The sequence below is a fragment of the Gordonia iterans genome, assembly GCF_002993285.1.
GTDB lineage: Bacteria > Actinomycetota > Actinomycetes > Mycobacteriales > Mycobacteriaceae > Gordonia > Gordonia iterans.
In genome coordinates this window covers 1,031,449-1,058,433 of the sequence record NZ_CP027433.1, presented here as the reverse complement: position 1 = coordinate 1,058,433, position 26,985 = coordinate 1,031,449, and the positions used below count along the sequence as shown (strand labels likewise).

The following is a 26,985-nucleotide window of genomic DNA, read 5'->3' as shown; positions in this document are numbered from 1 at the left end:
ACAACCATTATCCTAGCAGGGTGCTGGACCTCCTCCTCGAACCCCTCACCGTCGGCTTCGTGCTGCGCGCGCTGATCGGCGGCATCCTGCTGGCCGCGGTCTGCGCGCTAGTCGGGGTGTGGGTGATCGCCCGCGGGATGGCGTTCCTGGGAGAGGCGATGAGTCACGCCATGCTGCCGGGGGTCGCGATCGCCGCCCTGCTCGGCATCGATCTGGTGGTCGGCGCCGCCCTCAGCTCCATCGTGATGGTTCTGGGCCTGGAAGCCATGCGCACCAGCCGGGACTTCGGCCGCGACACCTCGATCGGACTGCTCTTCGTCGGGCTCCTCGCGATCGGTGTGATCATCGTGTCGCACTCGGCGTCGTTCGCGACCGACCTGACCGCGTTCCTGTTCGGCGACGTCCTCGCCATCGACCGGGCCGACCTCGTCCGGCTCGCGATCCTGGTCGCGATCGTCGCCGTGGTGACCGTCGTCTGCTACCGGTCGTTCCTGGCGGTGACCTTCGACGAGCGCAAGGCCCACACCCTCGGGCTGCACCCCAAGGCCGCCAACCTGACGATGGTGGTGCTGCTCGCGATCACCATGGCCGGCGCGTTCAGCGTCGTCGGCACCCTGCTTGCCTTCGGCATGCTGGTCGCGCCCTCGGCCACCGCCATGCTCTTCGTCCGGCGAGTGCCGGTCGCGATGGCGACGGCCTTCGTCCTCGGCAGCCTGGCCACCGTCATCGGCCTGCTCATCTCCTGGCACGCGTCCACCGCGGCGGGCGCGACCATCGCCGTCGTCGCCGTCGGAACGTTCTTCCTCGCCCTGATCCTGCGATCGGCCGTCCCTCGACTGCGCCGCCCCACCGCGACCTCCCCGACCCCCACGAAAGAGGATTCCGATGCCCTCGCGCACTAGAGCGCTGGCCGCCTCCGCTGCCGCCGCACTGCTCGTCCTGACCGGCTGCAGCGACGCCGGTGACTCCGAGAACACCGAGGCCACCCCGCACGGCTACGTCGAAGGCGCGCAGGAGAAGGCCGATCCGCAGGTCGCCCTCGCCTACGCCGAAGACGGTGGGCGCACCCTGCACCTGCTCGATCCGGTGACCGAGGAGACCGACGACGTGCAACTCTCCGTCGCCGCGTCAAGCCTGCATGAGGACGGCCGCTTCGTCTACGCGATCGACGGTGCGACGGTGGAGATCGTCGACAGCGGCCGCTGGACCGTCGACCACGGCGACCACGTGCACTTCTATCAGGCGCCGGCGAAGAACATCGGCACCGTCACCCTCGGATCCGAGGCCACCTCGGTCGCCGGCCAGGGCGGGCTGGTCGCCATCGGCACCGCCGACGGCGAGGTCCGCGTCCTGAACCGCAAGGACATGGAGGCCGACGGGAAGATCTCCGAGGTCGGCACCATCGAGACGAACGACGACGCGGGCTTCGCCGTGCCGTACTCCGACGGACTGCTGCTCGCCCGGGACGGACACATCGAGTTCACCGACGACACGGGCGGAGCGAAGGGCGCTCGCCAGCCCTGCCGGGAGCCCGGCGGTTCGGCACTGCTGAAGAACAGAGTCGCGGTGAGTTGCGCCGACGGCATCGTGCTCTTCTCGCTCGACGGCACCGCGGTGAGCGGCGAGGTGCTCCCCTACGCGCCCGACCACGAGCGAGCCACCGCCTTCGGCAACCGACCGCGCAGCAACGCCGCGGCGGCGCATGCGGCGCACGGAGCGTGGGCCCTCGATTCGTCCGCGGAGACCCTGACCTGGCTGCCCGCGCCCGGCGAGGTGGCCGCGGCGTTCGGCACCGGCCGCGACGACGTCGTGCTGGTCCTCGACGCCGACGGCACCCTCCGCTCGCTGCGGGCTCCGTCCGGCGAGCCGATCGCCGACTCCGCGATCCCCGGCGCCTCCGGAACCGCGACGATCGTCGCCGACACCTCGCGCGCCTACGTCAACGCCGCCGGCACCAAGACCATCGTGGAGATCGACTACGCCGACGACGTGCGGATCGCCCGCACCCTGAAGACGACGAGCACCCCCGACCTCCTGGTGGAGGTGGGACGATGAGCCGCCAGACGAGCAGATTCCTCGCCGCCCTGCTGACCGCGCTGCTGGCGGCCCTCTGCCTGACCGCCTGCGGCGACGGCTCCGGCGACCGGCCGAGGATCGTCGTCACCACCAACATTCTCGGCAACGTCGTCTCCGAGCTCGTCGGCGACCAGGCCGAGGTGACCGTGCTGATGAAGCCGAACGCGGACCCGCACTCGTTCGGCATCTCCGCGCAGGAGGCCAACCGGATGCGCAACGCCGATCTCGTCGTCTACAACGGCCTCGGACTGGAAGAGGGCATCGCCCAGCACGTCGAGGCGGCCCGCAGGGCCGGTGTCCCGGTGTTCGAGGCGGGCGCCCACGCCGATCCGATCAAGTACGCGTCGGGCGACGCGGTCGGCACCCTGGACCCCCATTTCTGGACCGACCCGGACCGGATGAAGATGGTGGTCTCGGCCCTGCGCCCGGTGCTCGCTGAGAACGTGACCGACGTCGACACCGCACAGCTGAACGGGCAGATCGACGACTACCTCGGAGAGCTCACCGAGCTCACGAACGACATGACCGCACAGTTCAGCATCATCCCGGCCGATCGCAAGCGCCTGGTGACCAACCACCACGTGTTCGGCTACCTGGCACAGCGCTTCGGCTTCGAGGTGATCGGCGCGATCATTCCCGGCGGCACCACCCTCGCCTCGCCGAGCAGTTCCGACCTGGCGTCGCTGACCGGCGCCATCGACAGGTACGACGTCCCCGCCGTCTTCGTCGACACGTCTCATCCCGACAAGCTCGCCGCCGCGCTGGCCAAGGAGACCGGCCGCGATGTGAAGATCGTTCCGCTGTACTCCGAGTCGCTCGATGAGCCCGGAACCGAGGCCGGGACCTACCTCGGGATGATGACGGTGAACACGCAGAGAATCACCGACGGATTGAGGTAGGCGCCCGGCCGACGAGGTCGGGCCGGAGTCAGGCCCAGACGGGGCGGTACGGCTCCCAGAGCAGGCGCATCCGCGCCTCCTCGGGTGTGCGGTCACCCTTGTCCCAGTTGCACGGACCGCAGGCGGCGACACAGTTGAACCAGGTGTTGCCGCCGCCGCGGGACACCGGCATCACGTGGTCCCAGGTGTCGGCGCGGCCGCCGCAGTAGGCGCACAGATGCTTGTCCCGGCGCAGGACCTTGTCGCGGGTGGTGCGGTCCTGCTCGATGTACGGCCGGTAGACGTACTCGCGCAGGATCACCTCGCGCGGTACCTCGATCGCCAGCGACGGCGCATGCGCGATGATCGGCGGATCGTAGCCGGACAGCACCCAGACCTTCTCGTCGAGCAACTGGCCCACCACGTCCCGGAACGGGCGGCAGTGCAGCACCGCGTTGTCCGCGTTGCGCACCACCACGGGTATTCGGTCGATCGCCTGTGTCACCATGTCGCCGTGCCTCCTCCCAGGACGGTACCCCGACGAGCCGTTCTCACCAGGAAATACGCGGCGACGGCGCGGCCGCGAGCAGGTGACCGCCGCACGAACCCTTTCGACAAGCTCAAGGAGCTCGACAAGCTCAAGGAGCTCGACAAGCTCAAGGAGCGTGACGGGCTCAAGGAGCGGGACAAGCTCAAGGAGCTCGACAGGATCGAGGGGCGGCGTGCGGCCACCGGAGGAGAGTACTGAGCGACCCGGCCTGCGCTCAACGGGTTTTCTGGCGGGCCTACTGGACGAAGGTGGCCTTGAACCTCTCCAGCGACTTGTGGATGTCGCCGTGGACGGCCTTGGCCGCCGCCTTGCCGACCGGGCCCATCAGCGGGAGGCCGCCGAGATCGATCAGGAAGGTCACCTCGGAGCCGTCGCCGTCGGGTTCGACGGTGAGGTCGATCTTCGCCTTGACACCGCCCTTGCCGCTGCCGGAGAAGCGGACCCGGCGCGGCGGGTCGTAAGTGTCGATCTTCCAGTCGAAGCGCACCCGAGTGCCCTTGGCTTTCACCACCGAGGTCGCCTCGGTGCCGACGGCGAGCTCGGTCGGGACCTCGCGCCGCCAGCCGTCGTGCAGCACGAGCCACTCGTCGAAGCGAGCGAGGTCGGAGGCCGCGGCGAAGGTATCCTCCGGGCTGAGTTCTACGTGGATGGAGTCACTGGTCTTGGCCATGGTTGATGAGCCTAGTGTGTGCATCGCCGCGCGAGCACTGTTGGGCGCAGTGATCTTCGGGCACGACGGCGTGGCCGCCCGCATCACCGAGGTCGAGGCGTACAACGGCCCCGACGACCCGGCGTCGCACGCCTTCACCCGCACGCCGCGCTCGGAGCTGATGTACGGACCCGCCGACCGCCTCTACGTGTACCGGATCCACGGGCACCATTGCGCGAACGTGGTCACCAGCGATGAGGGCCGCGGTGCGGCGGTGTTGCTACGCGCCGGGGAGATCGTCGACGGGCTCGACGCCGCCCGCGCACGACGGGGCGACGTCGCCGCCCACCTCCTCGCCCGGGGACCGGGGAACCTCGCGAAGGCGCTCGGGATCACCATGTCCGACCGCGGGACCGACGTGCTGCGCGCACCGGGGATCGTCGTACAGCGGCTGACCGATCCCCTCCCCGCGGAGACGATCGCGGCCGGCCCGCGGGTCGGCGTGCGCCTGGCCGCGGACCGGCCGTGGAGGTACTGGGTGTCGGGTGACCCGACGGTGTCGGCCTACCGTCGGCACCCGAAGGCATAGGTCTCGACTTCGCTCGACCGGCGAACGGAAACTTCGCTCGACCAGCGAACGGGAACTTCGCTCGACCAGCGAACGGGAACTTCGCTCGACCTACTTCTCTTCGGGCTTCGGCTTCTCGTCCGGCTTCGTGTCTTCGGCGCCGACGGCCTTGCGGGCCGCATCCTGCGCCTTGTCGACTTTGTCGGCGTACTTGCCGCCCGTCGCCTTGTCGATCGCGTCGCCGCCCTTCTCGATCAGGTCGGGGTTCTTCTTCAGCGCGTCCTTGGCCTTGTCGACCAGTCCCTTGAGATCCATGCGAGGAGTCTATGCCCCGGTCGCCGCCTGCGCAGGTTCGACCGGAACCGGCTCGCCCAGCAGCGCGGCCTGCTCGGCCGCGGCACGACGATCCAGGCGCGCGCCGAGGATCCGCGATGAGACTTCGACGCACAGAATGCCCGCCGCCGCGCAGATCGCCGCGATCGTCATGTTGCGCCCGTTCCAGACGTCGAGCTCGAACAGATCCGCGGTGAACGGCCACAGGAAGATGAGCACGTAGGCCAGGAAGGACACGCCGACCAGGACGACCTTCCACCAGTTCATCGGCCGGGCGACCACCACCAACACCCACCAGGCGATCGCGATCATCGTCGCGAGGGTCGCCGTGGCCGCCTGGATCTGCGCCCCGTTCAGATGACCCGCGCCGCCGCCCAGCGAGGCGCCCGGGCCGCCCGGGTTGACCAGCAGGAAGCAGACGAAGGTCGCGGTGCCGACGATGAGGCCGTTGGGCACGGCCTTGGTGAGCACCCGCCGCACGAAGCCGGTCTTGGCGCGCTCGTTGTTCGGCGCCAGCGAGAGCACGAAGGCCGGAATGCCGATGGTGAACCACGCCGAGATGGTCACGTGGATCGGCTGGAACGGGTAGCTGATCGGGGCGGCTCCGGCGAAGTGCGCGATCAGCCCGGCCACACCGACCGCGAGTGCCAGCAGCACCGCGTACACCGTCTTGGTCAGGAAGAGATTCGCCACGCGCTCAATGTTCCCGATCACCCGCCGGCCCTCGCCGACCACGTACGGGAGAGTCGCGAACTTGTTGTCCAGCAACACGATCTGTGCGACGGACCGCGCCGCCGAGGAACCCGAACCCATCGCGACACCGATGTCGGCGTCCTTGAGTGCGAGGACGTCGTTCACGCCGTCACCGGTCATCGCCACGGTGTGCCCGCGCGACTGCAGCGCATGCACCATCGCGCGCTTCTGGTCGGGACGGACGCGGCCGAAGGTGATGCCCTTGTCCACCTGTTCGACGAGTTCTGGGCTGCCGTCGGCGGCCAGCTTCCGCGCGTCCACCGAGGTGGTCGCATCGCCCAGGCCCAGCGATTCGGCGACGGCGCCCACCGAGAGCGCGTTGTCGCCCGAGATCACCTTGACCTGCACGCCCTGCGACTCGAAGTACCGCAGGGTGTCGCCGGCATCGGGACGCACCCGCTGCTCCAGCACGATCAGGCCCGCCGGAGTCAGGGTGCCCGGCACGTTGCCCCCCGCAGCGCCGCTCCGAACAGCCGCCGTCGGGCGGGTGTCGACCGGCACGTCGGTCGCGCCCACCAGCAGGATGCGCAGGCCGGTCGCCCCGAGATCGGACGCCAGTTTCGCCTCCGCCGACTCCGGGTCGAGGAGCACGTCGGGGGCGCCGATCAGCCAGTTCCCGCGCGAGTCGCCGGCGGCGTCGACCAGCGAGACGCCGCTGAATTTGTTAGCCGAGGCGAACGGCAGGATCGCCGACGTGGTCCAGCCGGGCGAATCCGGATAGGCCTCCCGGATCGCCTGCATGCTGGCGTTCGGGTGCGGGTCGCTGGCCGCGATCGCCGCCAACGCCCGGGTCAGCTCGTCCTCGGAGAACCGGTCGCTGAGCAGGCGCACCTCCGACAGGCGCATGCCGTTCTCGGTGAGCGTGCCGGTCTTGTCGGTGCACACCACGTCGACGCGGGCCAGACCCTCGATGGCGGGGAGCTCGTTCACCAGGCACTGGCGCTGACCGAGCCGGACCACGCCGACCGCGAAGGCGATCGACGTCATCAGCACCAGGCCCTCGGGGACCATCGGCACCAGGGCCGCGACCATGCCGAGCAGCGCGTCGTTCAGCTCCTCCCGGCTGATCACCAGCTGGTTGAAGATCGTCAGGATGCCCGCCGGGATCAGGATCACCGTGATGACGGCCAGGATCTTGTTGATCCCGTTGCGCAGTTCGGAATCGACCAGCGTGAACTTGGACGCCTCGGCGGCCAGCTTGGCCGCGTACGCATCCGCGCCGACCTCGGTGGCGCGGTAGCTGCCCGAACCGGACACCACGAAACTGCCCGACATGATCTGATCTCCGGGCGCCTTGTCGACGGCGTCGGCCTCACCGGTCAGCAGCGACTCGTCGACGTCGAGCGCCTCGGAGGTCACCGTCACGCCGTCGACCACCACCTGGTCACCGGGTGCCAGCTCGATCAGGTCGTCGAGCACGATCTGATCGGGGGCCACCTCCTGCACCACACCGTCGCGACGCACCGTCGGCCTGGCCTGGCCGACGATGGACAACTTGTCCAGGGTCCGCTTGGCTCGCACCTCCTGGATGATGCCGATGCCGGAGTTGGCGACGATGAGCAGCGCGAACAACCCGTTGATGAACGAACCGGTGTAGGCGACGATCGCGAACAGCACGCCCAGGATCGCATTGATCCGGGTGAAGACGTTCGCGCGGACGATGTCGCCGATGCTGCGGCCGGACTTGTCCGGCTGGGCGTTGACCCGGCCGTCCGCGATGCGCTCGGCGACCTCCGCCGCGGTCAGTCCCTCCTGCCGGACATCGGTCGGTGTGCTCATGCGCAGTGCTCCCACCAGGTCGGGTCGTCGAACGCGGTGCCGTTCCGTTTGCCGACGTCGGCGGTGCCGCCGGGCCGCGGCACGACGACCGGCACGCCGGCGGTTCCGGCCGCGGTCAACAGACGCTGAATCGGATCGGCCCACGAGTGCAGGGCCAGGTTGAACGTACCCCAGTGGATCGGCAGCAGCAGCGCGTCGCGCGCCGCGTGCGGATTCAGCAGATGGTGGATCGAGAGCGCCTCCTCGGGGTTCACGTGGATGTCCGGCCACTGGTCGCCGTACGCGCCGACGGCGATCAGCGTCAGGTCGAAGGGACCGAGCAGGTCGCCGGTCTCGGCGTAGCGTTCGGTGAATCCGGTGTCGCCGGAGAAGAAGAAGCGGTGACTCGGCCCGACCACCGCCCAGCTGACCCACTGGGTCAGATTCCGCACCAGACCGCGACCGGAGAAGTGCCGCGCCGAGACGGCGTGAAAGCGCAACTCGGTGCCGCGGACGTCGAGCGTCACGCGCTCATACCAGTCGGCGACGTCGATCCGCTCCGGCGGGATGCCCCAGGAGATCAGGTGCGCATCGACGCCGATCGGCGCCACGAAGCGCGCCTGCGGGTGCATCGCGGCCAGCGCGTCGACGGTCGCGGTGTCGAGATGGTCGTAGTGGTCGTGGCTGATCAGCACCACGTCGATCGGCGGCAGGGCGCCGACGGTGAGCGGCGCGGCGTGCATCCGCTTGGGCCCGACCGTCTGCGACGGCGAGCAGCGTGCGCTGAACACCGGATCGGTCAGGACCCGCACCCCGTCGATCTCCACCAGATTGCTCGCATGCCCCAGCCAGGTCACGGCGAGGTCGGCGGGTTCGTCGTCGAACGTCGGTGTGAGGACCGGAATCGGCGCGCTCGGCTGCCCGGGCCGGCGGGCCATCTCGAGGAGGGTCGACGCGTCTGGCCCGCGGCCGGCGAAGGCCGCCTCCCGGTTCGCGAAGACGCCGTCGACGGCGAACCGGGATCCGGCGGTGCGCTCGGCGATCTGTTCGCGGGAGGCGCCCAGCGCCCTGGCCGGGCCGACGCCGCGTTCAGCAAGCAGGTCGACCGCGCCCACCAGGGCAGCTTCGCCGCGCGCACTGCCCGCCGCCGCCAGCCGCGCCGAGGCGCGTCGGGTGCGTTGTACGGTGGCGCCGACGGGTTCGATCACGCCGTCGAGCAGAATGTTCCGGATCGAGGTCACGCTTGACTAGGGTAATCGTCCTCGCGCGTGATCGCCGGGACCGAGTACCCTCGGCCCAATGTCCGGCACTTCAACTCAGTACATGAACGTCCCGAGCGAGTATTGGGGCGGGATCGACGACGCGGTGGCCGCCGCCGGGCTCGACGCGCCGGTGCTCGCGCTCGATCTCGGTGCGCTCGAGCACAATATCGCCGACCTGCGGCGACGTTCGGCAGGGGTGCCGATCCGGGTGGCATCCAAATCGGTCCGGATCCGTTCGGTGATCGAGGACGTCCTCTCTCGCGACGGATACGCCGGCGTCCTGGCGTACGACGTCGCCGAGGCCCGCTGGCTCGCCACCGCGGCCGGCGTGTCCGACGTCCTGCTCGGCTACCCGAGCATGCGCGCCGGCGCCGTCGCCGAACTGCTCGCCGACGAGACGGCACTGGCGCGGGTCACCCTGCTGATCGACGACGTCGCCCAGCTCGACCTGGTCGACGCCGTCGCCGCGCCGGACACGCGCGGGAGCGTGCGCGTGGCGCTGGATCTGGACGCCTCCCTGCGAGCCCTCGGCGGACGCCTCCACCTGGGCGTGCGACGTTCCCCGATGCACGACGTCGACCAGGCGACCCGGATGGCCCGCACGATCGGAGATCGCCCCGGATTCGACCTGGTCGGCGTGATGTCGTACGAGGCGCAGGTGGCCGGCGTCGGCAACGGAGTCCCCGGCAGGACCCTGATGAACACCATGGTGCGCGGCATGCAGGCGCTGTCGATGGCCGAGCTGCGCCATCGACGCGGCCGGGCGATCGCGGCGATCCGCGAACACGCGGATCTGGAGTTCGTGAACGCCGGGGGCACCGGCTCCCTGGAGGCCACCGCCAAGGATTCCTCGGTCACCGACATCGCCGTGGGCAGCGGACTCCTCGGCGGCCACCTCTTCGACACCTACCGGCACTTCCAGCCGGCGCCGGCGCTGGCCTTCGGGCTCGACGTCGTACGTCGGCCGAGCCCCCGCTACATCACCTGCGCCGGCGGCGGATGGATCGCGTCCGGCCCTCCGGGCGAGGATCGCCTGCCCAAGCCGGTGTGGCCGGAGGGGCTCAGTTATCTCCCCAAGGAATCCGCCGGAGAGGTGCAGACACCACTGCACGTCCCCGAGTCGATACATGTTCGTATCGGAAGTCGGGTATGGTTCCGTCACACGAAGTCCGGGGAGGTCTGCGAGCGCGCCGAGCGCGTGGCGCTGATCGCGCGGAACGGCTCCGGCGACGCCGAGGTCGTCGACGTCGTCCCCACCTACCGAGGCGAAGGGAAGTGCTTCCTGTGAGCGCAGCCGCCACCTGGAGCAACTGGGGCCGCACCGCGACGTGCCGCCCCGAGCGCGTGATCACCCCGCAGAACGTCGAGCGACTCGCCGCGGAGATCGCGGCGGCAGCCGAACGCGGCGCCACGGTGAAGCCGGTCGGCGCCGGTCACAGCTTTTCGGAGATCGCGGTCGCGCCGCAGACGCAGGTGAATCTGTCGGGCCTGCGCGGACTGCTCGACGTCGACGCCGCACAGCGCCGGGTGACCCTCGGCGCGGGAACTCACCTCTACCAGATCCCACCGCTGCTCGACCCGCACGCACTGGCGATGGCGAACCTCGGCGACGTCGACAGGCAGACCGTCTCCGGAGCCACCTCGACCGGCACCCACGGCACCGGCCTCGCCTTCGGCGGAATCAGCACGCAGATCGTCGGCGCGCAACTGGTCGACGGCACCGGCCAGATCCACGACTTCGGCGACGACGACCCCGAACTCAAGGCGGTCGCGCTCGGCCTGGGTGCGCTCGGCGTGCTCACGCGGCTGACCCTCCAGTGCGTCGACGCGTTCGCCATCGAGGCGCACGAGGCGCCGGCCTCGGCCGACGAGGCGATCGACACCTTCCTCGACCGCTGCGCGGCGTACGACCACTACGAGTTCTACTGGTTCCCGCACACCGACTGTGCGCTCACCAAGCGCAACACCCGCCTCCCGGCCGATGCCCCGGTGTCGGGGCCGGGCAAGGTGCGCCGGTACATCGACGACGAACTCCTCTCCAACGGCGTGTACCGCGCCCTCTGCGCGTTCAGCGCCGCCGTGCCCGCCGTCGTCCCCGGGATCAACCAGGTCTCCGGCCGCGTGCTCTCCGCGCGCACCTACACCGATCGTTCGGACAAGGTGTTCGTCTCCTCCCGCACGGTTCGCTTCCGCGAGATGGAGTACGCGATTCCGCTCGCGGCGGTGCCGGAGGCCCTCCGCGAACTTCGCACGACGATCGAGCGGCGCGGCCACAAGGTGAGCTTCCCGGTGGAGGTGCGTGCCGCCGCGGCCGACGACCTGATGCTGTCGACCGCGTCGGGGCGCGAATCGGGATACCTGGCCGTGCATCGCTATCACCGCGACTCCCCCGCCGCGAGCGAGGCGTACTTCCGCGACGTCGAGGACATCATGACGGCCCACGGCGGCCGCCCGCACTGGGGCAAGATGCACACCCGCGACGCAGACTACCTGCGCAGCGTGTACCCCCGGTTCGACGACTTCCTCGCGCTCCGGGACCGCCTCGATCCGCAGCGCACCTTCGCCAACCCGTACCTTCGGCGGGTGCTCGGCGAGTAGTCGCCCTCGTGCGATCGATTCGTCGCGGATCCTGTCGTTCGGGATCCGGCGTGTCGCGGATCGTGCCGGAGAGCGACAAGATCCGCGACACGCCCGTCAGGCGGAGTGCCGCTCGGCGAGTGCCAGGTGCCACCGGATGATCGCCAGAGTCTGCTCCGGCCGTTCGACGACGTCCGCCCATGTGAAATGCAGGACCACCCACCCCGCGCCGGTGAGCGCGTTGCCTCGAGCACGGTCACGCTGAAACGCCTCGGCATCGGAGTGGTAGGCCATACCGTCGATCTCCACCGCCACCTTGTGCGCCACGAAGGCGACGTCGACCTCGTACGGTTCCACCGCCGGGTAGTTGAGCTGCCACTGCGGCAGGTCGGCCGATCCGAGAAGCATCGCCAGGGCGCGACGTTCCGCGGGCGACCGAGCACCGGCTGCGGCGGCGTCGAGCATGGGTGCGACGACGCGCGCTCCCCGCCTGCCCGGATACCTCGCGTCCGCGGCCACCAAGTCCTCGACCGTGACCTTCTTCGCCTGCAGCGCCCGATCCAGGAACGTCATCCCCAGCAGCGCGGCCGCATCGAGCACAGTCAGAGCCGGCGACGTGATCGCGACCTTGCGCACCTCCGTGCGATCGTCGTCGTGCAGATTCCGATGCCAGAGCTGCACGTCGCCCAGCGTCGGCGACAACGGTTTCCGGGCACTGCGCCCGCGAGGCACGGTCACGTGAATGGTCGCCGGGACGGTGCGTGTATAGCCCCGCCAGAACGCGGCGGCCGGGCCGCAGAGCACCGCGCGACGGCCGGCGCTCCACACCGCGGCGCGAATCCGCGCGTGAATCGTCAACCGGTGATCGGTCGCGTGGAAGACACCGGGCCCGACGGTCCGCCACTCGCCCGAGGCACATCTGCGCGCGACCGCCGACCGGTGCAGCCCGCAGCTCGCGGTCTGCCGCAAGGTGATGATGCCTTCTTGTCCGGCGAGAATGCGCCGTAGCTTGGTGCGATCCGCGGTCCCCATGTCCAATCAGACGCACCAGCGGCGCGTCTGGTTCCATCTCGGCCCGGCGATCCGTCGCGGATCTGATCGCTCGCTGACCCGTGTCGCGGATCTTGTCGGGCAGCGACGAGATCCGCGACGTACGAGGACGTACGAGAGTGTCAGCGCCCCTGGAACACCGGGGCGCGCCGCTCGGCGCGCGCGGCCCTCGCCTCCTGCACGTCCTCGCTCTGCCACGCGGCCAGCATGGCGGCGATCCGGTCGGCGGGCGCCTCGTCGCGGGCGCCGTCGCCGTTGAGCACCAGCTTGTAGTGCCGCAGCGTGAGCGGCGCGAGCTCGGCGATCTGCGCGGCCCAGTGCTGCGCGTCGGTCAGGTCGCCGATGCGGTTGGCGTAGCCGAGGTCGTGCGCACGATCGGCGGTCAGCGGCTCACACCCGAACAGCATCCCGGCGGCCTGACCCGCACCGACCAGGGAGACCAGCCGGCGGATGGTCCACTCGTCGACGGCGACGCCGATCTTCGCGGCGGGGATCCCGGCGAGCGCACTCGGCGCCATCACGCGGAGGTCCGCAGCCACGGAGAGCTGCAGGCCCGCGCCGAGAGCGGCGCCGTTGAGTGCGGCGATCACCGGCACCGGCGTCGACTCGATCTGCGCGTTGAGCGCGATCAGCTTGTCCAGGAAGCCCTTCTCGTAGACCGGCCCGGACAGGTCCGCACCGGCACTGAAGACGTCACCCCGACCGGTGAGCACGATGGCGCGGGCGCCGGCCTCGGCGGCCGCGGTGAACGCCGCCGAGAGGTCGTCGACCATCTGATGATTGAGGGCGTTCCGCTTCTCCGGGCGGGCCAGTTCGATGGTGACCACGGCCCCCGTGGTGCTGCTCACGATCATGGGAGCAGCGTACTAGCACCGGATCGAGGTGTCGGGTTCAGCCGGAACACTTGACATGTTGTTGTGTTTTCACAACACTTTGTCGTGTGAGTCCAGTGCGACAGGGCGAGAAGCAGCCCATCTACAACCGACTCGCCGTCTTGCGCGCCGAGCGGGGACTGTCACGCGCACAGCTCGCCAAGCTGATCGAAGTGAACGTCCAGTCGGTCGGCGCGCTCGAACGCGGCGACTACTACCCCAGCCTGGATCTGGCGTTCCGGATCTGCGCCGTCTTCGAACTGCCCGTCGAGGCCGTCTTCTCCCGGACCCCGTTCACCGCGATGTCCACCGAGCTCTACGGAAAGCCCTCGTCGTGAGCCAGCCGAAAGGAAGCCCGATGCCCGACCCGAATCTGGCCGTCCCGGAAAGCAACGTCCCCGACTGGTTGCTGCGCTACAACGACCGCCGAGCCCGCAAGTACGAGCACCGCGCCGAACAACTCCGGTCCGTACTGCCGGGCTTGCGCACCAGGCGCACGCGGCGGACCCTCGTGGTCGGCCTCGTGCTCACCCTGCTGCTCGCGACCTGTGCATCCGTCGCCTCGTTCTGGTTCATCACCGCGACGTGGATCCCCTTCCTCGTAGGCATCGTCGGGTCGATCGTCTTCTTCACGCTGCTCAGGATCCTGTCCGGCGCGTTCTCCGATGCACCCGCGAACGCCCTCGACGAGCTGCAGCTCACGCAGCGGAACGCCGCACGCTCCCTGGCGTTCATGCTCTTCGTCCCCCTGATGCTGACGGTGTACGCGATCACCATCGGACTCAGCTTCCGCGACTGGATCGCCGGCCAGACGATGGCTGCCCTCGCCTGGCTGATGATCTCCGGGACGCTGGCCGTCGCCTGTCTCCCGGACATCCTGCTCTCGTGGTGGATGTCCGACGACCCCGACGACGAGGAGTGATCCGCCCACCCACCTGATGCAGACCCCGACACCCGCCCCTTCCCCTCAAGGAGCACCCCATGCCACAGGCACTGCACGTCCAGCACTTACAGAAGAATTACGGAACCTTGCGCGCCCTCGACGACGTCAGCTTCTCCGTCGGCCCCGGGGAGATCTTCGGCTTCGTCGGCAGCAACGGCGCAGGCAAGTCGACCACCATGCGGATCATCCTCGGCGTCCTGTCCGCGGACGCCGGCGAGGTGCGCCTCGGCGACGCCCCGATCGACTTCGACCGGCGCCGGCGCATCGGCTACATGCCCGAGGAGCGCGGCCTCTATCCGAAGATGAAGGTCGACCGCCAGCTCGCGTACCTGGCACGCTTGCACGGTATGGCCAAGGACGAGGCCGAAGCCTCCGCCCGGGCCTGGACGCAGCGTCTGGGGATCGAGGCACGGTACGACGACAACGTCGCCGACCTCTCCCTCGGCAATCAGCAGCGCGTCCAGCTCGCCGCCGCACTGGTCCACGATCCGGATGTCCTGGTGCTCGACGAACCCTTCTCCGGACTCGACCCCGTGGCCGTCGACGTGATGAGCGACGTTCTGAAAGACAAAGCCGCCCAGGGAGTTCCGATCCTCTTCTCGTCCCACCAGCTCGAACTCGTCGAGCGCCTGTGCGACCGCGTCGGGATCATCTCCGCCGGCCGGATGACCGCGCTCGGCAGCGTCGACGAGCTGCGCAGCGCCGACGGCACGGTCCTGGAGGTGACCGGTCCCGATCCGGGCTCGAGGTGGGCGGACGGGGTGCCCGGCGTGGTGCACGCCGAGTACTCGCCCGAATCGACGCGACTGCGACTCGAGGCGGACGCCGACGATCAGGCAGTCCTCGCCGCGGCCCTCGCCCACGGTCCCGTACACCGCTTCGCCGCCACAGCGCCTTCCCTGACCGACCTCTTCCGAGAGCTGGTGTGACATGAGATCTTCCGAGAACATCATGATCATCGCCGGGCGCGAGATCTCCACCCGCGCCAAGGAACGCTCGTTCGTGATCAGCACCGTCCTGATGGTCGCCGCCATCGTCGTCGGCGCGGTGGTCTGGTCGTTCTTCGCCGGCCGCGAGAGCTCCGACCGGATCGGCGTCGTGGGCGGCGATTCCGCGCTCACGCAGACCCTCACCCGGTCCGGGGAGATCGCCGACTCCCGCGTCACCGTCGAGACCGTTCCCGACGCGACCGCCGCACGGCAGAAGGTCGACGACGACGACCTCGACGCCGTGGTGCTCGTAGGACCCGATCACCGGTACACAATCCTCTCCGAGTCCGGGACCGGCAGCACGCTCGACGGTGTGCTGCGCAGCGGGCTGGCGCAGTACCAGCTCGCGACGTCACTCGCCGAACGAGGGGTCGCCGTCACCGACCTCCCGTCCGCGTCGATCGTCACCGAGCAGATCAATCCGGAAGAACCCGACGTGGGACAGCGCATCTCGATCGCCCTGATCGGCTCGATCCTGCTGATGATGGCGGTGATGACCGGCGGCGTGATGGTGGCCGTGGGCGTCGTGGAGGAGAAGACCTCGCGGATCGTCGAGATCCTGCTCTCGTCGGTGCGGCCGCTGCAGCTGTTGTGGGGCAAGATCCTGGGGATCGGGGCGATCTCGCTGGGCCAGGTGGTGTTGCTGGGCGCCACCGCGCTGGTCGCCGGCACCGCGACCGGACTGCTGACGGTCACCGGCACGGCGACGGCGATGTTCGCTGCGGTGATCGCCTGGTTCCTGCTCGGCTTCCTGTTCTTCGCGGCGCTGTACGCGGCGGTCGGCGCGATGGTCAGCCGCCAGGAAGAGCTGAACGGCGCGTCCACCCCGCTGACCTTCCTCGCCCTCGGCGTCCTGTACGCGGGGATGTTCGGAATCCAGGCGCTGGACTCCACGTGGATGCAGGTGCTCAGCTGGATTCCGCCGTTCAGCGCGGTGCTCATGCCGATCCGCATCGCCACAGGGGACACCACGGCGCTGCAGGTGATCGGCACCTTCGCGGTGATGATCGTCGTGTGCGCCGCCGCGATCTGGGCCAGCTCGCGGATCTACAGCCGCTCGGTGCTGCGCACGGGCACCCGGACCAGCTGGTCCGAGGTGGCGGGGATGCTGACCGGCCGGGGCTGACCTTTCGACAAGCTCAAGGGGCTTTCGACGAGCTCAAGGGCCTTTCGACGAGTTCAAGACCTTTCGACAAGCTCAAGGAGCGAAGGGACCGCCTCGAGGGGGCGAAGGACGCCACCACGCTGGTCACCTTTCGACGAGCTCAAGGGGCTTACGAGAACTCAAGGGGCTTACGAGAACTCAAGGGCCTTTCGACGAGCTCAAGGGGCTTACGAGAGCTCAAGGGGCGGGAAGGCTCAAGGGCGGCGCACTCGAAAAGTGAGTGCGCCGCCCTTGTGAAGCTTGGTGGCCGTATCGAGGCCTCAGGCGCCGAGCAGGTCGATCACGAAGATCAGCGTCTTGCCCGAGAGGCGGTGTCCGCCGCCGGCCGGGCCGTAGGCCAGCTCCGGCGGGACCACCAGGCGGCGGCGACCGCCGACCTTCATGCCCGGGATGCCCTCCTGCCAGCCCTGGATGAGCGCGCCCAGCGGGAAGTTCGCGCTCTGGCCGCGGTCCCACGACGAGTCGAACTCCTCACCGGTGTCGTACTCGACGCCGACGTAGTGGACGTCGACCATGCCGCCGGGCACGGCTTCGGCGCCGTCACCGATGATCAGATCGGTGATCTGCAGCTCGGTGGGGGCCGGCCCCTCGGGGAATTCGACTTCGGGCTTGGCGCTCATGGTCAGCGATCCTCCATCGGGATGTAGTCCCGCTCGGTGTATCCGGTGTACAGCTGGCGCGGACGGCCGATCTTGGTGGCCGGATCGGCGTGCATCTCGCGCCAGTGCGCGATCCAGCCGGGGAGCCGGCCGAGCGCGAACAGCACGGTGAACATGCGGGTCGGGAAGCCCATCGCCCGGTAGATCACGCCGGTGTAGAAGTCGACGTTCGGGTAAAGCTTGCGCTCGATGAAGTAGTCGTCGTTGAGGGCGACCTCTTCCAGCCCCTTGGCGATGTCGAGGAGCTCGTCCTGCACGCCCAGCGACGCCAGGATCTTGTCGGCGGTCTCCTTGACGATGGCCGCACGCGGATCGTAATTCTTGTAGACGCGGTGCCCGAAGCCCATCAGCTTCACGCCGTCTTCCTTGTTCTTGACCTTGCTCATGAAGGCCGCGGTGTCGCCGCCCGAATCCCGGATGCCTTCGAGCATCTCCAGCACCGCCTGGTTGGCGCCGCCGTGCAGCGGGCCCCACAGTGCGTTGATGCCGGCCGAGACCGAGGTGAACAGGTTGGCCTGCGACGACCCGACCAGACGCACCGTGGACGTCGAACAGTTCTGCTCGTGATCGGCGTGCAGGATGAACAGCATGTCCAGCGCCTTGGCGATCTCCGGGTTCACCTCGTAGGGCTCGGCCGGGAACCCGAAGGTCATTCGCAGGAAGTTCTCCACCAGGCCGTACGCGTTGTCCGGGTACAGGAACGGCTGACCGACCGACTTCTTGTACGCATAGGCCGCGATGGTCGGCAGCTTGGCCAGCAGGCGGATCGTCGAGAGCTCGACCTGATCCTCGTCCTTGGGGTCCAGCGAGTCCGGGTAGTACGCCGACAGGGCGTTGGCCGCGCTCGACACCACCGGCATCGGGTGGGCGTTGCGGGGGAAGCCGTCGAAGAACCGCTTGAGGTCCTCGTGCAGCAGGGTGTGGCGGCGGATCTTGTCGGTGAAGATCTCGAGCTCGGTGGGGCTCGGCAGCTCGCCGTAGATGAGGAGGTAGCTGACCTCGATGAAGGTCGACTTCGCGGCCAGCTGGTCGATCGGGATGCCCCGGTAACGCAGGATGCCCGCGTCGCCGTCGATGTAGGTGATCTCCGATTTGGTCGCCGCGGTGTTGACGAAACCACCGTCGAAGGTGGTCAGACCCGTCTTCGAGAGGAACGGGCCCAGCGCGACCGAGTCGCTGCCATCGGTGGCCTTCAGGATCGGCAGATCGATGGACCCGCCAGGATAGGTGAAGGTACCGGTCGGCTGATCGGTCGTTGAATTCTCCGCGGACACACAAACCCCTTAAAACTCGCGGTCTGACCAGATTGTTGGGTAACAAGCTAGTCGCCTGACGCTCAGGCGGTACAACCGAGGGTCTGCTCGGCTGCTTCGCAGGCTGCTCTCGCCGTGCGCTCAGCTTACCCACAGGCGGTACGTTGATGTCATGCGAGAGCTCCCCGCGGGCGACGACGCGGTCCTGCTCGATTTCTCCGGCGAGGCCGATCCGGCCGCCGCCGCGGCGCATGCCGCGCGCGCTCTCCGCGCCGCCGCCGAAGCCGGGATTCTGGACATCGCAGAAGCGGTTCCGACGGCCTTCACCGTCCTCGTGGAAACCTCCCCCGGGCGCGGAATCGACCGCCTCGGCGTACGCCGCGCACTGCGGTCGGCACGCATCGGAGACGTCGCTCCGGCGGACGTCGAATCCGGTGAGATCGTCGTGCCGGTGACGTACGACGGCGAGGATCTCGACGCCGTGGCCGAGCGCGCCGGAACGAGCCGCGAGGCGGTGATCGCCGCCCACCGCGCGGTGCGCTGGCGGGTGCAGTTCATGGGCTTCGCGCCGGGCTTCGGATACCTGGTTCCCGGACCCGGATCGCCGCCGGATGCACGGTCGGTCTTCGCCGCCCTGAGCCGACGCGAGCAGTCCCGGCCCGCGGTGCCCGCGGGGTCGGTCGCGGCGGCCGCGGGCTACAGCGCGATCTACCCCCGGACCAGCCCCGGAGGATGGTTTCTGTTGGGGCACACAGACATTCCGGTGTGGAATCTGAAGGCCGATCCTCCGGCACTCCTGTCCGCCGGCGCCACGGTGAGATTCACATGCGCGGACTGACCGTCGTCTCCCCCGGACCGCTGGCCACCTTCCAGGACCTCGGCCGGCCGGGCTACGCACATCTCGGCGTCCCGCGCTCGGGCGCCGCCGATCTGGGCGCGCTGCGTCAGGCCAATCGTCTGGTCGGCAATCCCGAGTCGGCCGTCGCGATCGAGACGACGCTCGGCGGGTGGTCGGCTCGCACGCGGGGCGCGTTGGTGATGGCGGTGACCGGACCTCCGACACAGGTGCTCGTGGACGGCCGCGGTGTCGGAAGTCACGCGACCTTCGCGGTGCGCGACGGCGCACTGATCGAAGTGCTCGCGCCGACCCGCGGCTGCCGCAACTACGTGGCCGCCCGGGGCGGGTTCCGGGCGCCGTCGACGCTCGGCTCGGCGGCCACCGACACCCTGTCGGGACTGGGCCCCGCACCGTTACAGCGGAGTGATGAATTGCACATCGGCGAGGCCGCTCTCCAGTGGCCTCACGCGACCGTCGCACCGGGTCCCCCGCCGCCGTCGCGCGAGCACGAACTCGTCGTGCGCCGAGGCCCCCGATACGGCGATCTGGCCGACCCCGCGGCCCTGTCTCGGACCCGATTCACGGTGCATCCGGCCAGCAATCGGATCGGGGTGCGGCTGGACCCGGTCGACGGGGTTCTCGAGCATCGCGCCGGACTCGGGCCGCAGCCTTCGGAGGGCGTCCCGCTCGGGGCGGTGCAGATCCCACCCAGCGGCCAGCCGGCGCTGTTCCTGGCCGATCACCCGGTGACCGGCGGCTATCCGGTGGCCGCGGTGCTCACCGCCGAATCCGTCGACCGCGCCGCGCAGCTGATCGCCGGGGACGTCGTACGGCTGCGCCTGCGCTGACGACGTGCGTAGTCCTACGGAGGCGATCGCCGCGCCGACAGGCCAAGATGGACCTCCCCCGACCCGATGGACCCTGATGACCCAGCCTCCCCTGCACCCGCCGCAGCCGTTCGCGCAGCCCGACGCGGGCGTCCGCGCCTCGTTCCGGCTGCTCCTCGTCGCGTGGCTGGTCAACGTCGCCGCACTGGTCACAGAGATCACCGCCGCCGCATTGTTCCTGTCGGCGCTCTCCGCCGAACTCGACCACCGCGACGGATCCTCGTCGCTGAGCATCGCGACGACCGTCGCCGTCGCCGCCCTGGTGCTGGCGGTCGGCGGCGTGGTCCTCACCGCGACCACGGTCGTGCGCTACCGGAAGAACCGTCCGGTCGCCGTCCCGGTTCTTGCGGCTTTCACCGCCGTTCCGGCGTTCCCCTGCTGTACGCGGTCGGCTTGGTGATCCGGACCGCCCTCGGGAGATGAGGCGACCCCGAACTATTGACACAGATGTTACGTTCTGTGTCATGACTCAGGTGGTCCTCCAGCCGCACGGCGCCGATTCCGCGAGCCCGGTCACGGCCGACGCCGGCCCGGCCGACACGAATCCGCACGAGATGCTCGGATCGGATTCGGTCACCTGGCGCTTCTTCGGCGGCTGGCACGGGATGCTGATGGGCCTCTGGTCGGGCTCCATGCAGAACATGCATCCGAAACTGGCCGCCGGTGTCTGGGACCACTCCGACTTCTTCGGCGAACGCTGGGAACGCCTCATGCGCTCGCTGTATCCGATCAGCGGCGTCGTCTTCGACCTCGACCCCGCCACCGGCAGGCAGGTGCGCGACTATCACCTGACCATCAAGGGCACCATGAACGACGGCGGGCGCTACCACGCTCTGGACCCCGACGTCTTCTACTGGGCGCACGCCACGTTCTGGTACGGCAACATCCGCTGCGCCGAGGCCTTCGGGCCGCCGATCACCGAGGCTGACAAGCGCGCCCTGTTCGAGGAGTCGCGCACCTGGTACGCGATGTACGGCGTCAGCATGCGCCCGTGCCCGGACACGTACGAGGAGTTCCTCGAGTACTGGGACCACATGTGCCGCCACGTGCTGCGCGACCACGAGGCCGTGCGCACCGTCTTGGACATCACACAGCTGCCGCCGCCCCCGTGGATGAGGGCCTGGATGCCGCTGTGGCTGTGGCAGCGCCAGATCATCGTGATCCAGCGGATGTTCACCTGGATCACCACCGGCCTGTACGACGAACCCGTCCGCGAGATGCTGGGCCTGAACTGGACCGCTCGGGACGACCGGCGGTTCCGCCGGTTCGGCACAGCTGTCGCCACCGCCATGCGGCTGCTCCCGGCCCGCTACCGCCGCCACCCGCGGGCCCGCGACGCCTACGACCGCGTGTCCGGTCGCGTCCCCGCCGATGCGCCGCGCCTGGAGACTCCCGCGCGCAACCTGCCGAAGGGCGACGAGCAGGAGAAGCCGATCCACTACTGCCCGGTGCACGCGCAGCGTCGCGCCCAGCTCCCCTGGCAGAGCAACGACGTCGGCGACTGACCCGGATCCGGATCCGGCGCAGTCGCGCCGCAAGAGTCCGCGGATCCGCGCGGTCCGGGTGTCTGGATCCGCGGATCGGCGCGATGAGCGCGCGGATCCGCGGACACCTCAGGCGTTCCGGCGCTCGGCCAGCGCGAGATGCCACCGGATCATCGCCACGGTCTCCCGGGGACGTTCGACGATGTCCGCCCACGTGAAATGCAGGACGGTCCACCCGGCCGCGGACAGCGCGTTCCCCCGCGTGCGATCGCGCTGAAAGGCGTGCGCGTCCGAGTGGAAGGCGAACCCGTCTATCTCCACCGCGATGCGCTGCTCGACGAAGGCGACATCGACCTCGTACGAGCCCACCGCCGGATAGTTCAGCTCGAACGGCGGCAGGTCGGCGTCGTCGAGCATCACCGCCAGCGCCCGGCGCTCGGCGGCCGATCGCGCTCCCGCCGCCGCGTGATCGAGCATCGCCGACACGGCCTGTGCACCCCGGCGACGCGGATAGCGCGCATCGGCCGCGATCAGCATCGGCAGGTCGACGGCTTTGGACTGGAGCACTCGATCCAGGAACTCGATGCCCTGCAGCGCCACTGTGTCCAGGACGGTGAGCGCCGCGGACGTCGTCGCCAGGTTGCGCACCGTGGTGCGGTCGACCGGGTCGAGATCTCGATACCAGAGCGTCACCGGCCCGAGCGACGTCGCGAAGGTCTTACGCGACCCCCTGTGGCGCGGAACGGTGACGTGGATCGTGGTCGGCGGGTCCGTCGACATACCGCGCCAGAACGCCGCGGCCGGGCCACTGAGCACCGCCCGCGGTCCCGCGCTCCACACCGCGGCCCGGATCCGCGCCCGGACGGTCAGCCGATGGTCGGTGGCGCGATACACCGACGGCCCGATCCGTTCCCACTCCCCGGAGGCGCACTTGCGCGCGACCGCCGACCGGTGCAGTCCGCACGCGCGCGTCTGTACCAGCGTCACGACGCCCTCCTGGCTCGCGAGAATGCTCCGCAGCTTCGGCGCGTTCGGCCGGGCCCGCGCGGCCTCGGGTCGGTCGTCGTCGTCGTTGCTCATACGGGTTGGACGCACCCGGGCTCCCGCCGGTTCCACGACACGCCGCCACCCGCCGCCACCCACCGGAGTCGGCGACGAAGAATCCGCGGATCCGCGCGGTCCGGGTGCCTTAGTCCGCGGATCCGCGCGGTCAGCGCGCCGATCCGCGGAAGCGGCTTCAGGCCGGGTCGACGGGCTCGCCGCGCCGGGTGACGCGATAGCGCCAGAACATCGGGAAGGCCACCGCCGCGACCACAGTCAGCACGACGGTGAGGACTCCGCCGCCGGCGAAGGTGACCGCGGTGCCGACCATCGCCGCGGAGGCGCCGTGCGCCACGTCGGCGATGCGCGGGCCGCCGGCCACCACCACGATGAACACGCCCTGGAGGCGGCCGCGCACATCATCGGTCGCGGCGGCCTGGAGCATGGTCTGCCGGAACGCCGCCGAGGCCATGTCCGCGGCCCCGCCGATCATCAGCGCGGTGACCACGATCGGCAGCACCGGCAGAGCGGCACCGTCCGCGAAGAACAACGCCGAACCGGCAACCACGATCGACAGGCCCCAGATCACGATCGCGATGATCACCGCCCGACCCTGGTGCTCCACCCGCGACACCCATCCGGAGAAGACGCCGCCGAGCACCGCACCGAGCGGGATCGCGATGAACAGGAGCGCGAACGCGAAGCCGCCGTCACTCGGCCCGCCGAAGCTCTCGTGCGCCATCTGCGGGAACAGCGCGCGCGGCATACCGAAGATCATCGCGATCAGGTCGACGACGAAGGACGCCAGCAGCACCGGGTGGTGTCGCAGATAGGCGAGGCCGTCGATCACCGACCTGACCCCGGGCGTCGACGGCTTCGGCGCATCGGGCCCCCGATCGGGCACCAGCGACGGCAGCGAGAGCACCGCCCAGAGCGTCGCCAGCAGGAAGATCGCATCGAACAGGTACAGCAGCGAATAGCCCAAGACGGGGATCATCGACGCGCCGACCAGCGGGCCGGCGATCGCTCCGGCCTGCATCACCGTCATGTTCAGCGAGTTCGCGGCCGGCAGCAGCTCGTCGTCCAGGATCCGCGGCAGCACCGCGGTGCGCGTCGGCTGGTTCACCGCGAAGAACGCCTGCTGGACCGCGAACACGCCGAGCAGCAGCCACACGTTGTTCCATGCGAAGAAGGCCTGCACCCAGAACAGCACCGCGGTGCCGATCAGCCCGAGCGTGGTGACGATCAGAATCTTGCGGCGGTCGAACACATCGGCCAGCGAGCCGCCCCACAGCCCGAACACCACCAGCGGCACCAGACCGAACAGGCCGGTCAGGCCGACGTACGCCGAGCTGCCGGTGATCGAGTAGATCTGCGCCGGGACGGCGACGACGGTCAGCTGCGCACCGATGACCGTGACGATGTTGGCCCACCACAACCGCGCGAAGTATTTGTTCGCGAGCGGCCGGGTGTCGGCGAAGATCCGCATCACTCCACGACGATCCGCACGGTCACGGCTGGAGCCGTCGAGTGACCCAGACCGTCCCGTCGAGTTCGGCGACGGCCCGGTTGTGCAACCGATCGGCGCGCCCCTGCCAGAACTCCACGCGCACCGGTTCGATCCGGTAGCCGCCCCAGTGCGGCGGGACCGGCACCGGGACGTCACCGTCGGCGCCCCCGTGTTCGACGGCGACGAGCTCGGCCGCGGCCTCCAGCGCCGCACGGGAGGCGATCGGCGCAGACTGCCGCGACGCCCGTGCGGACAACTGCGATCCGCGGGGCCGCGCGGTCCAGTACGCCTCGGTCTCGGCCGGATCGACCTTCACCACCCGCCCCCGGAAGTGCACCTGCCGCTCCAGCGCGATCCACGGAAAGGTCGCCGACGCGACGGGATTGGCCGAGAGCGCACGCCCCTTCGCCGAGTCGTAGCCGGTGAAGAACACGATCCCGGCGGCGTCGACGCCCTTGCACAGGACCGTGCGAGTACCCGGATGGCCGAACTCGTCGACCGTGCCGAGCACCATCGCGTTGGGCTCGGGAATCTGCGCCGCGACGGCCTCACCCAGCCAGCGCTGGAACAGTCCGAGCCACGGAGGATCGCCGGTCAGCCAGGCCGGATCGAGGTGCTCGGCGACGCCGTCGGCGCCCGCTGTCGACTCAGCGCCATAGCCGACGCGCATGCTGGGGAGATGGACGTCCTCGCTCACCCGTCGAATGCTAGTCCCGCGCATCGGCGCGGCGGTCGCGGCGTACCCTGACTCCCGGTGTGCCGGGAAGTCTGGTCGGCGTCCGTACAAGCATGCCGACCGACAGGATGACTGAATGAACCGACCCGACCCGCTGAACCACGATGAGGCGCCCCGCTCCGACGCCGGCGAGCGCACTGTTCTGGGCGCGCGGCCGCCCGCCGAGACCTGGCGGATCCTGGAGATCCTGCGCAAGGAGACCGTCGGCGGGTTTCTCCTCGTCGGCGCCGCGATCCTCGCGCTGATCGCGGCGAACACCCCGCTGCGCTCGCTCTACGAGGAGGTCAGCAGCACCGTCATCGGCTATGCGCCCTGGCACCTGGAGCTGTCGATCTCGCACTGGGCGGCCGACGGCCTGCTCGCGATCTTCTTCTTCCTCGTCGGCCTCGAACTCAAACGCGAGATCGTCGCCGGCGAACTGCGTTCGCCGCGCACCGCGCTGGTGCCGGTGTTCGCCGCAGTCGGCGGCGTCGTCGTCCCCGCCCTGATCTACTACCTGATCAACCGCGGCGGACCCGGGGTGCACGGCTGGGCGATCCCGACCGCCACCGACATCGCCTTCGCGGTAGCGGTCCTGGCCGTCGTCGGATCGCGTCTGCCTGCGGCCCTGCGCCTGTTCCTGCTGACGCTGGCCGTGGTCGACGACCTGATCGCGATCGTGATCATCGCCGTCGTCTACACCAGCGAGCTGGAGATCGCACCGCTGCTGCTCGCCCTGATTCCGCTGCTGATCTTCGGCTTCCTCGCCCACCGCTACGCCGACTGGTTCGCCCGCAACGGCTGGGCCGCCTGGGTCGTGCTGCTGCCCCTGGGCATCGTGTGCTGGGCCCTGGTCCACGCATCCGGAATCCACGCGACGATCGCCGGTGTGCTCCTCGGCTTCGCCGTGCCGGTGCACCGGGGCGCGTTCCGGCGCGGCGATGACGGCCTGGCCGGACAGTTCGAGCACCGCTTCCGGCCGTTGTCGGCTGGGTTCGCGGTACCGGTGTTCGCCTTCTTCTCCGCCGGTGTGACGGTCGGCGGGGCGGACTCGATCGCGTCGGCGGTGACCGACCCGATCGCGATCGGCGTCGCCGCCGGACTGCTGCTGGGCAAGCCGATCGGGATCATGGGCGCCACCTGGCTCACCACGCGCTTCACCCGGAGCCGACTGGATCCGAGCGTGCGCTGGTCGGATCTGTTCGGCGTGTCGATGCTCGCCGCCATCGGGTTCACCGTGTCGCTGCTCGTCGCCGAACTGAGCTTCGACGACGCCCTCGCGCTCGATCACGCGAAGATCGCGATCCTGACCGCCTCGACCGCCGCCGCCCTGCTGGCCGGCCTCGTGCTCTACGTCGTCGGCCGACTGCGCAAGAGCTGATTCCCCCTCGCATAAGGGTTCTCCCGGCACCGCATGCGTGCTTGGATGGCCTGGTACCCCGTTCAACACTCAGGAGAAGCGATGACGCAACCCCCGAACGACCCGAACGCGGCAGACGAGCCGAATCCCCACGAGCCGGCTCCCGGAGAGCCGTACGCGTCGCCGGGCCAGCCCTATCAGGCCCCGCATGACCCGGGCGGACAGATCCCCGGCGCGCCCTACCAGGGCAGTGAGTACCCGGGGAGCCAGATTCCGGGAGCCCCGTATCAGGGTTCGCCCTACCCGTCCGGCGAGCCGTATGCCGCCCCGGGATACGGCGCTCCCGCGCCGCTGACCAGCCGCCCCGGAGCGGTGACCGGTGCGGCGGTGGTTCTCCTCGCGTTCGGCGCATTCCTGGCGATCATCCAGGTGATCGGCCTCGTATCCGGTTCCACCGTCGTCATGTACGACGGCGAGGAGTACCGGACGGCGGCCACGATCGGTGGAATCGTCGGACTGATCATCTCGATCTTCGCGATCTTCGCCGGCTACCGGTTGCTCACCGACCGCACCAGCACCACTCGGGTGATCGCCACGGTGGCCGCCGCCCTGATGATTCTCACCTGCTGGGGCATCGTGGTCACGATCGCGGTGCCGATCCTGCTCTTCGCCACCGAAGGCGCCAAGCAGTGGTTCGCCGACCAGCCCGCTGCGCCCGGCGGCTACCCGCCGGCTCCCGGCCAGTACTGAGCACCCGCCCGTTCGACCCGACCGCACCCGGCCCGGCGTTCTCCGACGCCCGGACCGGGTGCGGT

The 26,985-nt window shown here is 69.6% G+C and carries 29 protein-coding genes; 17 read left to right on the top strand and 12 right to left on the bottom strand.

Annotated elements, in window-relative coordinates:
- Positions 1 to 20: 20 nt before the first annotated feature.
- From aztB to aztC, 3 genes are read left to right on the top strand one after another with little or no spacing between them, the layout of a single operon-like run.
- Entirely contained in the window at positions 21 to 902 is an 882-nt protein-coding gene (aztB, locus tag C6V83_RS04915) for a zinc ABC transporter permease AztB (protein WP_199832590.1), read from the top strand.
- Positions 886 to 2,055: a hypothetical protein gene (locus C6V83_RS04910; RefSeq protein WP_105941450.1), complete on the top strand. Its 1,170-nt coding sequence runs from the start codon at positions 886 to 888 to the stop codon at positions 2,053 to 2,055. The genes aztB and C6V83_RS04910 overlap by 17 nt, the downstream gene beginning before the upstream one ends.
- Positions 2,052 to 2,975, top strand: a complete 924-nt coding sequence (gene aztC, locus C6V83_RS04905; protein ID WP_105941449.1) for a zinc ABC transporter substrate-binding protein AztC — start codon at positions 2,052 to 2,054, stop codon at positions 2,973 to 2,975. Before C6V83_RS04910 ends, aztC begins: the two co-directional genes overlap by 4 nt.
- Positions 2,976 to 3,003: 28 nt before the next feature.
- Here aztC and C6V83_RS04900 read toward each other — a convergent pair whose 3' ends face one another.
- The gene (locus tag C6V83_RS04900) at positions 3,004 to 3,462 is read right to left on the bottom strand and encodes an HNH endonuclease (protein ID WP_105941448.1); all 459 of its coding nucleotides are present in this window, start codon (positions 3,460 to 3,462) and stop codon (positions 3,004 to 3,006) included.
- A 6-nt stretch (positions 3,463 to 3,468) separates the two neighbouring features.
- On the opposite strand from C6V83_RS04900, the gene C6V83_RS18275 reads away from it, so the two are divergent.
- On the top strand, positions 3,469 to 3,702 hold the full coding sequence (locus C6V83_RS18275) for a hypothetical protein (protein WP_159067445.1): 234 nt from the start codon (positions 3,469 to 3,471) through the stop codon (positions 3,700 to 3,702).
- A 37-nt stretch (positions 3,703 to 3,739) separates the two neighbouring features.
- On the opposite strand, the gene C6V83_RS04895 is transcribed toward C6V83_RS18275, so the two are convergent.
- Positions 3,740 to 4,174, bottom strand: a complete 435-nt coding sequence (locus tag C6V83_RS04895) for a type II toxin-antitoxin system Rv0910 family toxin (RefSeq protein WP_105943727.1) — start codon at positions 4,172 to 4,174, stop codon at positions 3,740 to 3,742.
- Here C6V83_RS04895 and C6V83_RS04890 point away from each other — a divergent pair.
- Complete coding sequence (locus tag C6V83_RS04890; protein ID WP_105941447.1) at positions 4,152 to 4,742, top strand: DNA-3-methyladenine glycosylase; 591 nt, start codon at positions 4,152 to 4,154, stop codon at positions 4,740 to 4,742. The two genes, C6V83_RS04895 and C6V83_RS04890, sit on opposite strands and share 23 nt — an antisense overlap.
- 90 nt (positions 4,743 to 4,832) lie before the next feature.
- Here the strand turns inward: C6V83_RS04890 and C6V83_RS04885 are convergent, their stop codons facing one another.
- The 3 genes from C6V83_RS04885 to C6V83_RS04875 are packed head-to-tail and all read right to left on the bottom strand — an operon-like array spanning position 4,833 to position 8,806.
- A complete protein-coding gene (locus C6V83_RS04885; protein ID WP_105941446.1) occupies positions 4,833 to 5,036 on the bottom strand; it encodes an antitoxin in 204 nt (67 codons plus the stop codon).
- Positions 5,037 to 5,045: 9 nt separating this feature from the next.
- Positions 5,046 to 7,586 (bottom strand): HAD-IC family P-type ATPase, encoded by a 2,541-nt coding sequence (locus tag C6V83_RS04880; protein WP_105943726.1) that lies wholly within the window; start codon positions 7,584 to 7,586, stop codon positions 5,046 to 5,048.
- Complete coding sequence (locus C6V83_RS04875; protein WP_105941445.1) at positions 7,583 to 8,806, bottom strand: MBL fold metallo-hydrolase; 1,224 nt, start codon at positions 8,804 to 8,806, stop codon at positions 7,583 to 7,585. The genes C6V83_RS04880 and C6V83_RS04875 overlap by 4 nt, the downstream gene beginning before the upstream one ends.
- 58 nt (positions 8,807 to 8,864) lie before the next feature.
- Between C6V83_RS04875 and C6V83_RS18675 the strand changes: the two genes are divergently transcribed.
- The gene (locus tag C6V83_RS18675) at positions 8,865 to 10,115 is read left to right on the top strand and encodes an alanine racemase (protein WP_105941444.1); all 1,251 of its coding nucleotides are present in this window, start codon (positions 8,865 to 8,867) and stop codon (positions 10,113 to 10,115) included.
- A complete protein-coding gene (locus C6V83_RS04865; RefSeq protein WP_234353861.1) occupies positions 10,103 to 11,425 on the top strand; it encodes a D-arabinono-1,4-lactone oxidase in 1,323 nt (440 codons plus the stop codon). The genes C6V83_RS18675 and C6V83_RS04865 overlap by 13 nt, the downstream gene beginning before the upstream one ends.
- Positions 11,426 to 11,521: 96 nt before the next feature.
- On the opposite strand, the gene C6V83_RS04860 is transcribed toward C6V83_RS04865, so the two are convergent.
- Positions 11,522 to 12,436: a type IV toxin-antitoxin system AbiEi family antitoxin domain-containing protein gene (locus tag C6V83_RS04860; RefSeq protein WP_105941442.1), complete on the bottom strand. Its 915-nt coding sequence runs from the start codon at positions 12,434 to 12,436 to the stop codon at positions 11,522 to 11,524.
- Positions 12,437 to 12,576: 140 nt separating this feature from the next.
- Positions 12,577 to 13,308: an enoyl-CoA hydratase gene (locus tag C6V83_RS04855; protein ID WP_105941441.1), complete on the bottom strand. Its 732-nt coding sequence runs from the start codon at positions 13,306 to 13,308 to the stop codon at positions 12,577 to 12,579.
- 86 nt (positions 13,309 to 13,394) lie between these two features.
- Here C6V83_RS04855 and C6V83_RS04850 point away from each other — a divergent pair, with 86 nt between their 5' ends.
- The 4 genes from C6V83_RS04850 to C6V83_RS04835 are packed head-to-tail and all read left to right on the top strand — an operon-like array spanning position 13,395 to position 16,384.
- A complete protein-coding gene (locus C6V83_RS04850; protein WP_105941440.1) occupies positions 13,395 to 13,664 on the top strand; it encodes a helix-turn-helix transcriptional regulator in 270 nt (89 codons plus the stop codon).
- A gap of 20 nt (positions 13,665 to 13,684) precedes the next feature.
- A complete protein-coding gene (locus C6V83_RS04845; protein ID WP_105941439.1) occupies positions 13,685 to 14,248 on the top strand; it encodes a hypothetical protein in 564 nt (187 codons plus the stop codon).
- Between the two features lie 59 nt (positions 14,249 to 14,307).
- Complete coding sequence (locus C6V83_RS04840; protein ID WP_105941438.1) at positions 14,308 to 15,198, top strand: ABC transporter ATP-binding protein; 891 nt, start codon at positions 14,308 to 14,310, stop codon at positions 15,196 to 15,198.
- A gap of 1 nt (position 15,199) precedes the next feature.
- Positions 15,200 to 16,384, top strand: a complete 1,185-nt coding sequence (locus C6V83_RS04835) for an ABC transporter permease (RefSeq protein ID WP_105941437.1) — start codon at positions 15,200 to 15,202, stop codon at positions 16,382 to 16,384.
- Positions 16,385 to 16,683: 299 nt separating this feature from the next.
- On the opposite strand, the gene C6V83_RS04830 is transcribed toward C6V83_RS04835, so the two are convergent.
- Both C6V83_RS04830 and C6V83_RS04825 read right to left on the bottom strand, forming a co-directional pair.
- Positions 16,684 to 17,043 (bottom strand): FKBP-type peptidyl-prolyl cis-trans isomerase, encoded by a 360-nt coding sequence (locus tag C6V83_RS04830; protein ID WP_199832589.1) that lies wholly within the window; start codon positions 17,041 to 17,043, stop codon positions 16,684 to 16,686.
- Between the two features lie 2 nt (positions 17,044 to 17,045).
- A complete protein-coding gene (locus C6V83_RS04825) occupies positions 17,046 to 18,356 on the bottom strand; it encodes a citrate synthase (RefSeq protein ID WP_105941436.1) in 1,311 nt (436 codons plus the stop codon).
- Between the two features lie 151 nt (positions 18,357 to 18,507).
- On the opposite strand from C6V83_RS04825, the gene C6V83_RS04820 reads away from it, so the two are divergent.
- The 4 genes from C6V83_RS04820 (at position 18,508) to C6V83_RS04805 (ending at position 21,565) form a co-directional block, all read left to right on the top strand.
- Positions 18,508 to 19,173, top strand: a complete 666-nt coding sequence (locus C6V83_RS04820) for a 5-oxoprolinase subunit B family protein (protein WP_105941435.1) — start codon at positions 18,508 to 18,510, stop codon at positions 19,171 to 19,173.
- Entirely contained in the window at positions 19,161 to 20,021 is an 861-nt protein-coding gene (locus tag C6V83_RS04815; protein WP_105941434.1) for a 5-oxoprolinase subunit C family protein, read from the top strand. The genes C6V83_RS04820 and C6V83_RS04815 overlap by 13 nt, the downstream gene beginning before the upstream one ends.
- Before the next feature lie 76 nt (positions 20,022 to 20,097).
- Positions 20,098 to 20,460 carry a hypothetical protein gene (locus tag C6V83_RS04810; protein ID WP_105941433.1) on the top strand — a complete coding sequence of 121 codons (363 nt, stop codon included), beginning with the start codon at positions 20,098 to 20,100 and terminating at the stop codon, positions 20,458 to 20,460.
- 64 nt (positions 20,461 to 20,524) lie between these two features.
- Positions 20,525 to 21,565: an oxygenase MpaB family protein gene (locus tag C6V83_RS04805; RefSeq protein ID WP_105941432.1), complete on the top strand. Its 1,041-nt coding sequence runs from the start codon at positions 20,525 to 20,527 to the stop codon at positions 21,563 to 21,565.
- A gap of 108 nt (positions 21,566 to 21,673) precedes the next feature.
- On the opposite strand, the gene C6V83_RS04800 is transcribed toward C6V83_RS04805, so the two are convergent.
- From C6V83_RS04800 to pdxH, 3 genes are all read right to left on the bottom strand, one after another.
- The gene (locus tag C6V83_RS04800) at positions 21,674 to 22,639 is read right to left on the bottom strand and encodes a type IV toxin-antitoxin system AbiEi family antitoxin domain-containing protein (protein ID WP_159067444.1); all 966 of its coding nucleotides are present in this window, start codon (positions 22,637 to 22,639) and stop codon (positions 21,674 to 21,676) included.
- Between the two features lie 142 nt (positions 22,640 to 22,781).
- Positions 22,782 to 24,077, bottom strand: a complete 1,296-nt coding sequence (locus tag C6V83_RS04795; protein WP_105941430.1) for an MFS transporter — start codon at positions 24,075 to 24,077, stop codon at positions 22,782 to 22,784.
- A gap of 19 nt (positions 24,078 to 24,096) precedes the next feature.
- Positions 24,097 to 24,816, bottom strand: coding sequence for a pyridoxamine 5'-phosphate oxidase (pdxH, locus tag C6V83_RS04790; RefSeq protein WP_407646245.1), 720 nt, complete (start codon positions 24,814 to 24,816; stop codon positions 24,097 to 24,099).
- A 91-nt stretch (positions 24,817 to 24,907) separates the two neighbouring features.
- Here pdxH and nhaA point away from each other — a divergent pair, with 91 nt between their 5' ends.
- A complete protein-coding gene (gene nhaA, locus C6V83_RS04785; RefSeq protein WP_105941429.1) occupies positions 24,908 to 26,191 on the top strand; it encodes a Na+/H+ antiporter NhaA in 1,284 nt (427 codons plus the stop codon).
- Between the two features lie 81 nt (positions 26,192 to 26,272).
- On the top strand, positions 26,273 to 26,920 hold the full coding sequence (locus C6V83_RS04780; RefSeq protein ID WP_105941428.1) for a hypothetical protein: 648 nt from the start codon (positions 26,273 to 26,275) through the stop codon (positions 26,918 to 26,920).
- Positions 26,921 to 26,985: the final 65 nt, after the last annotated feature.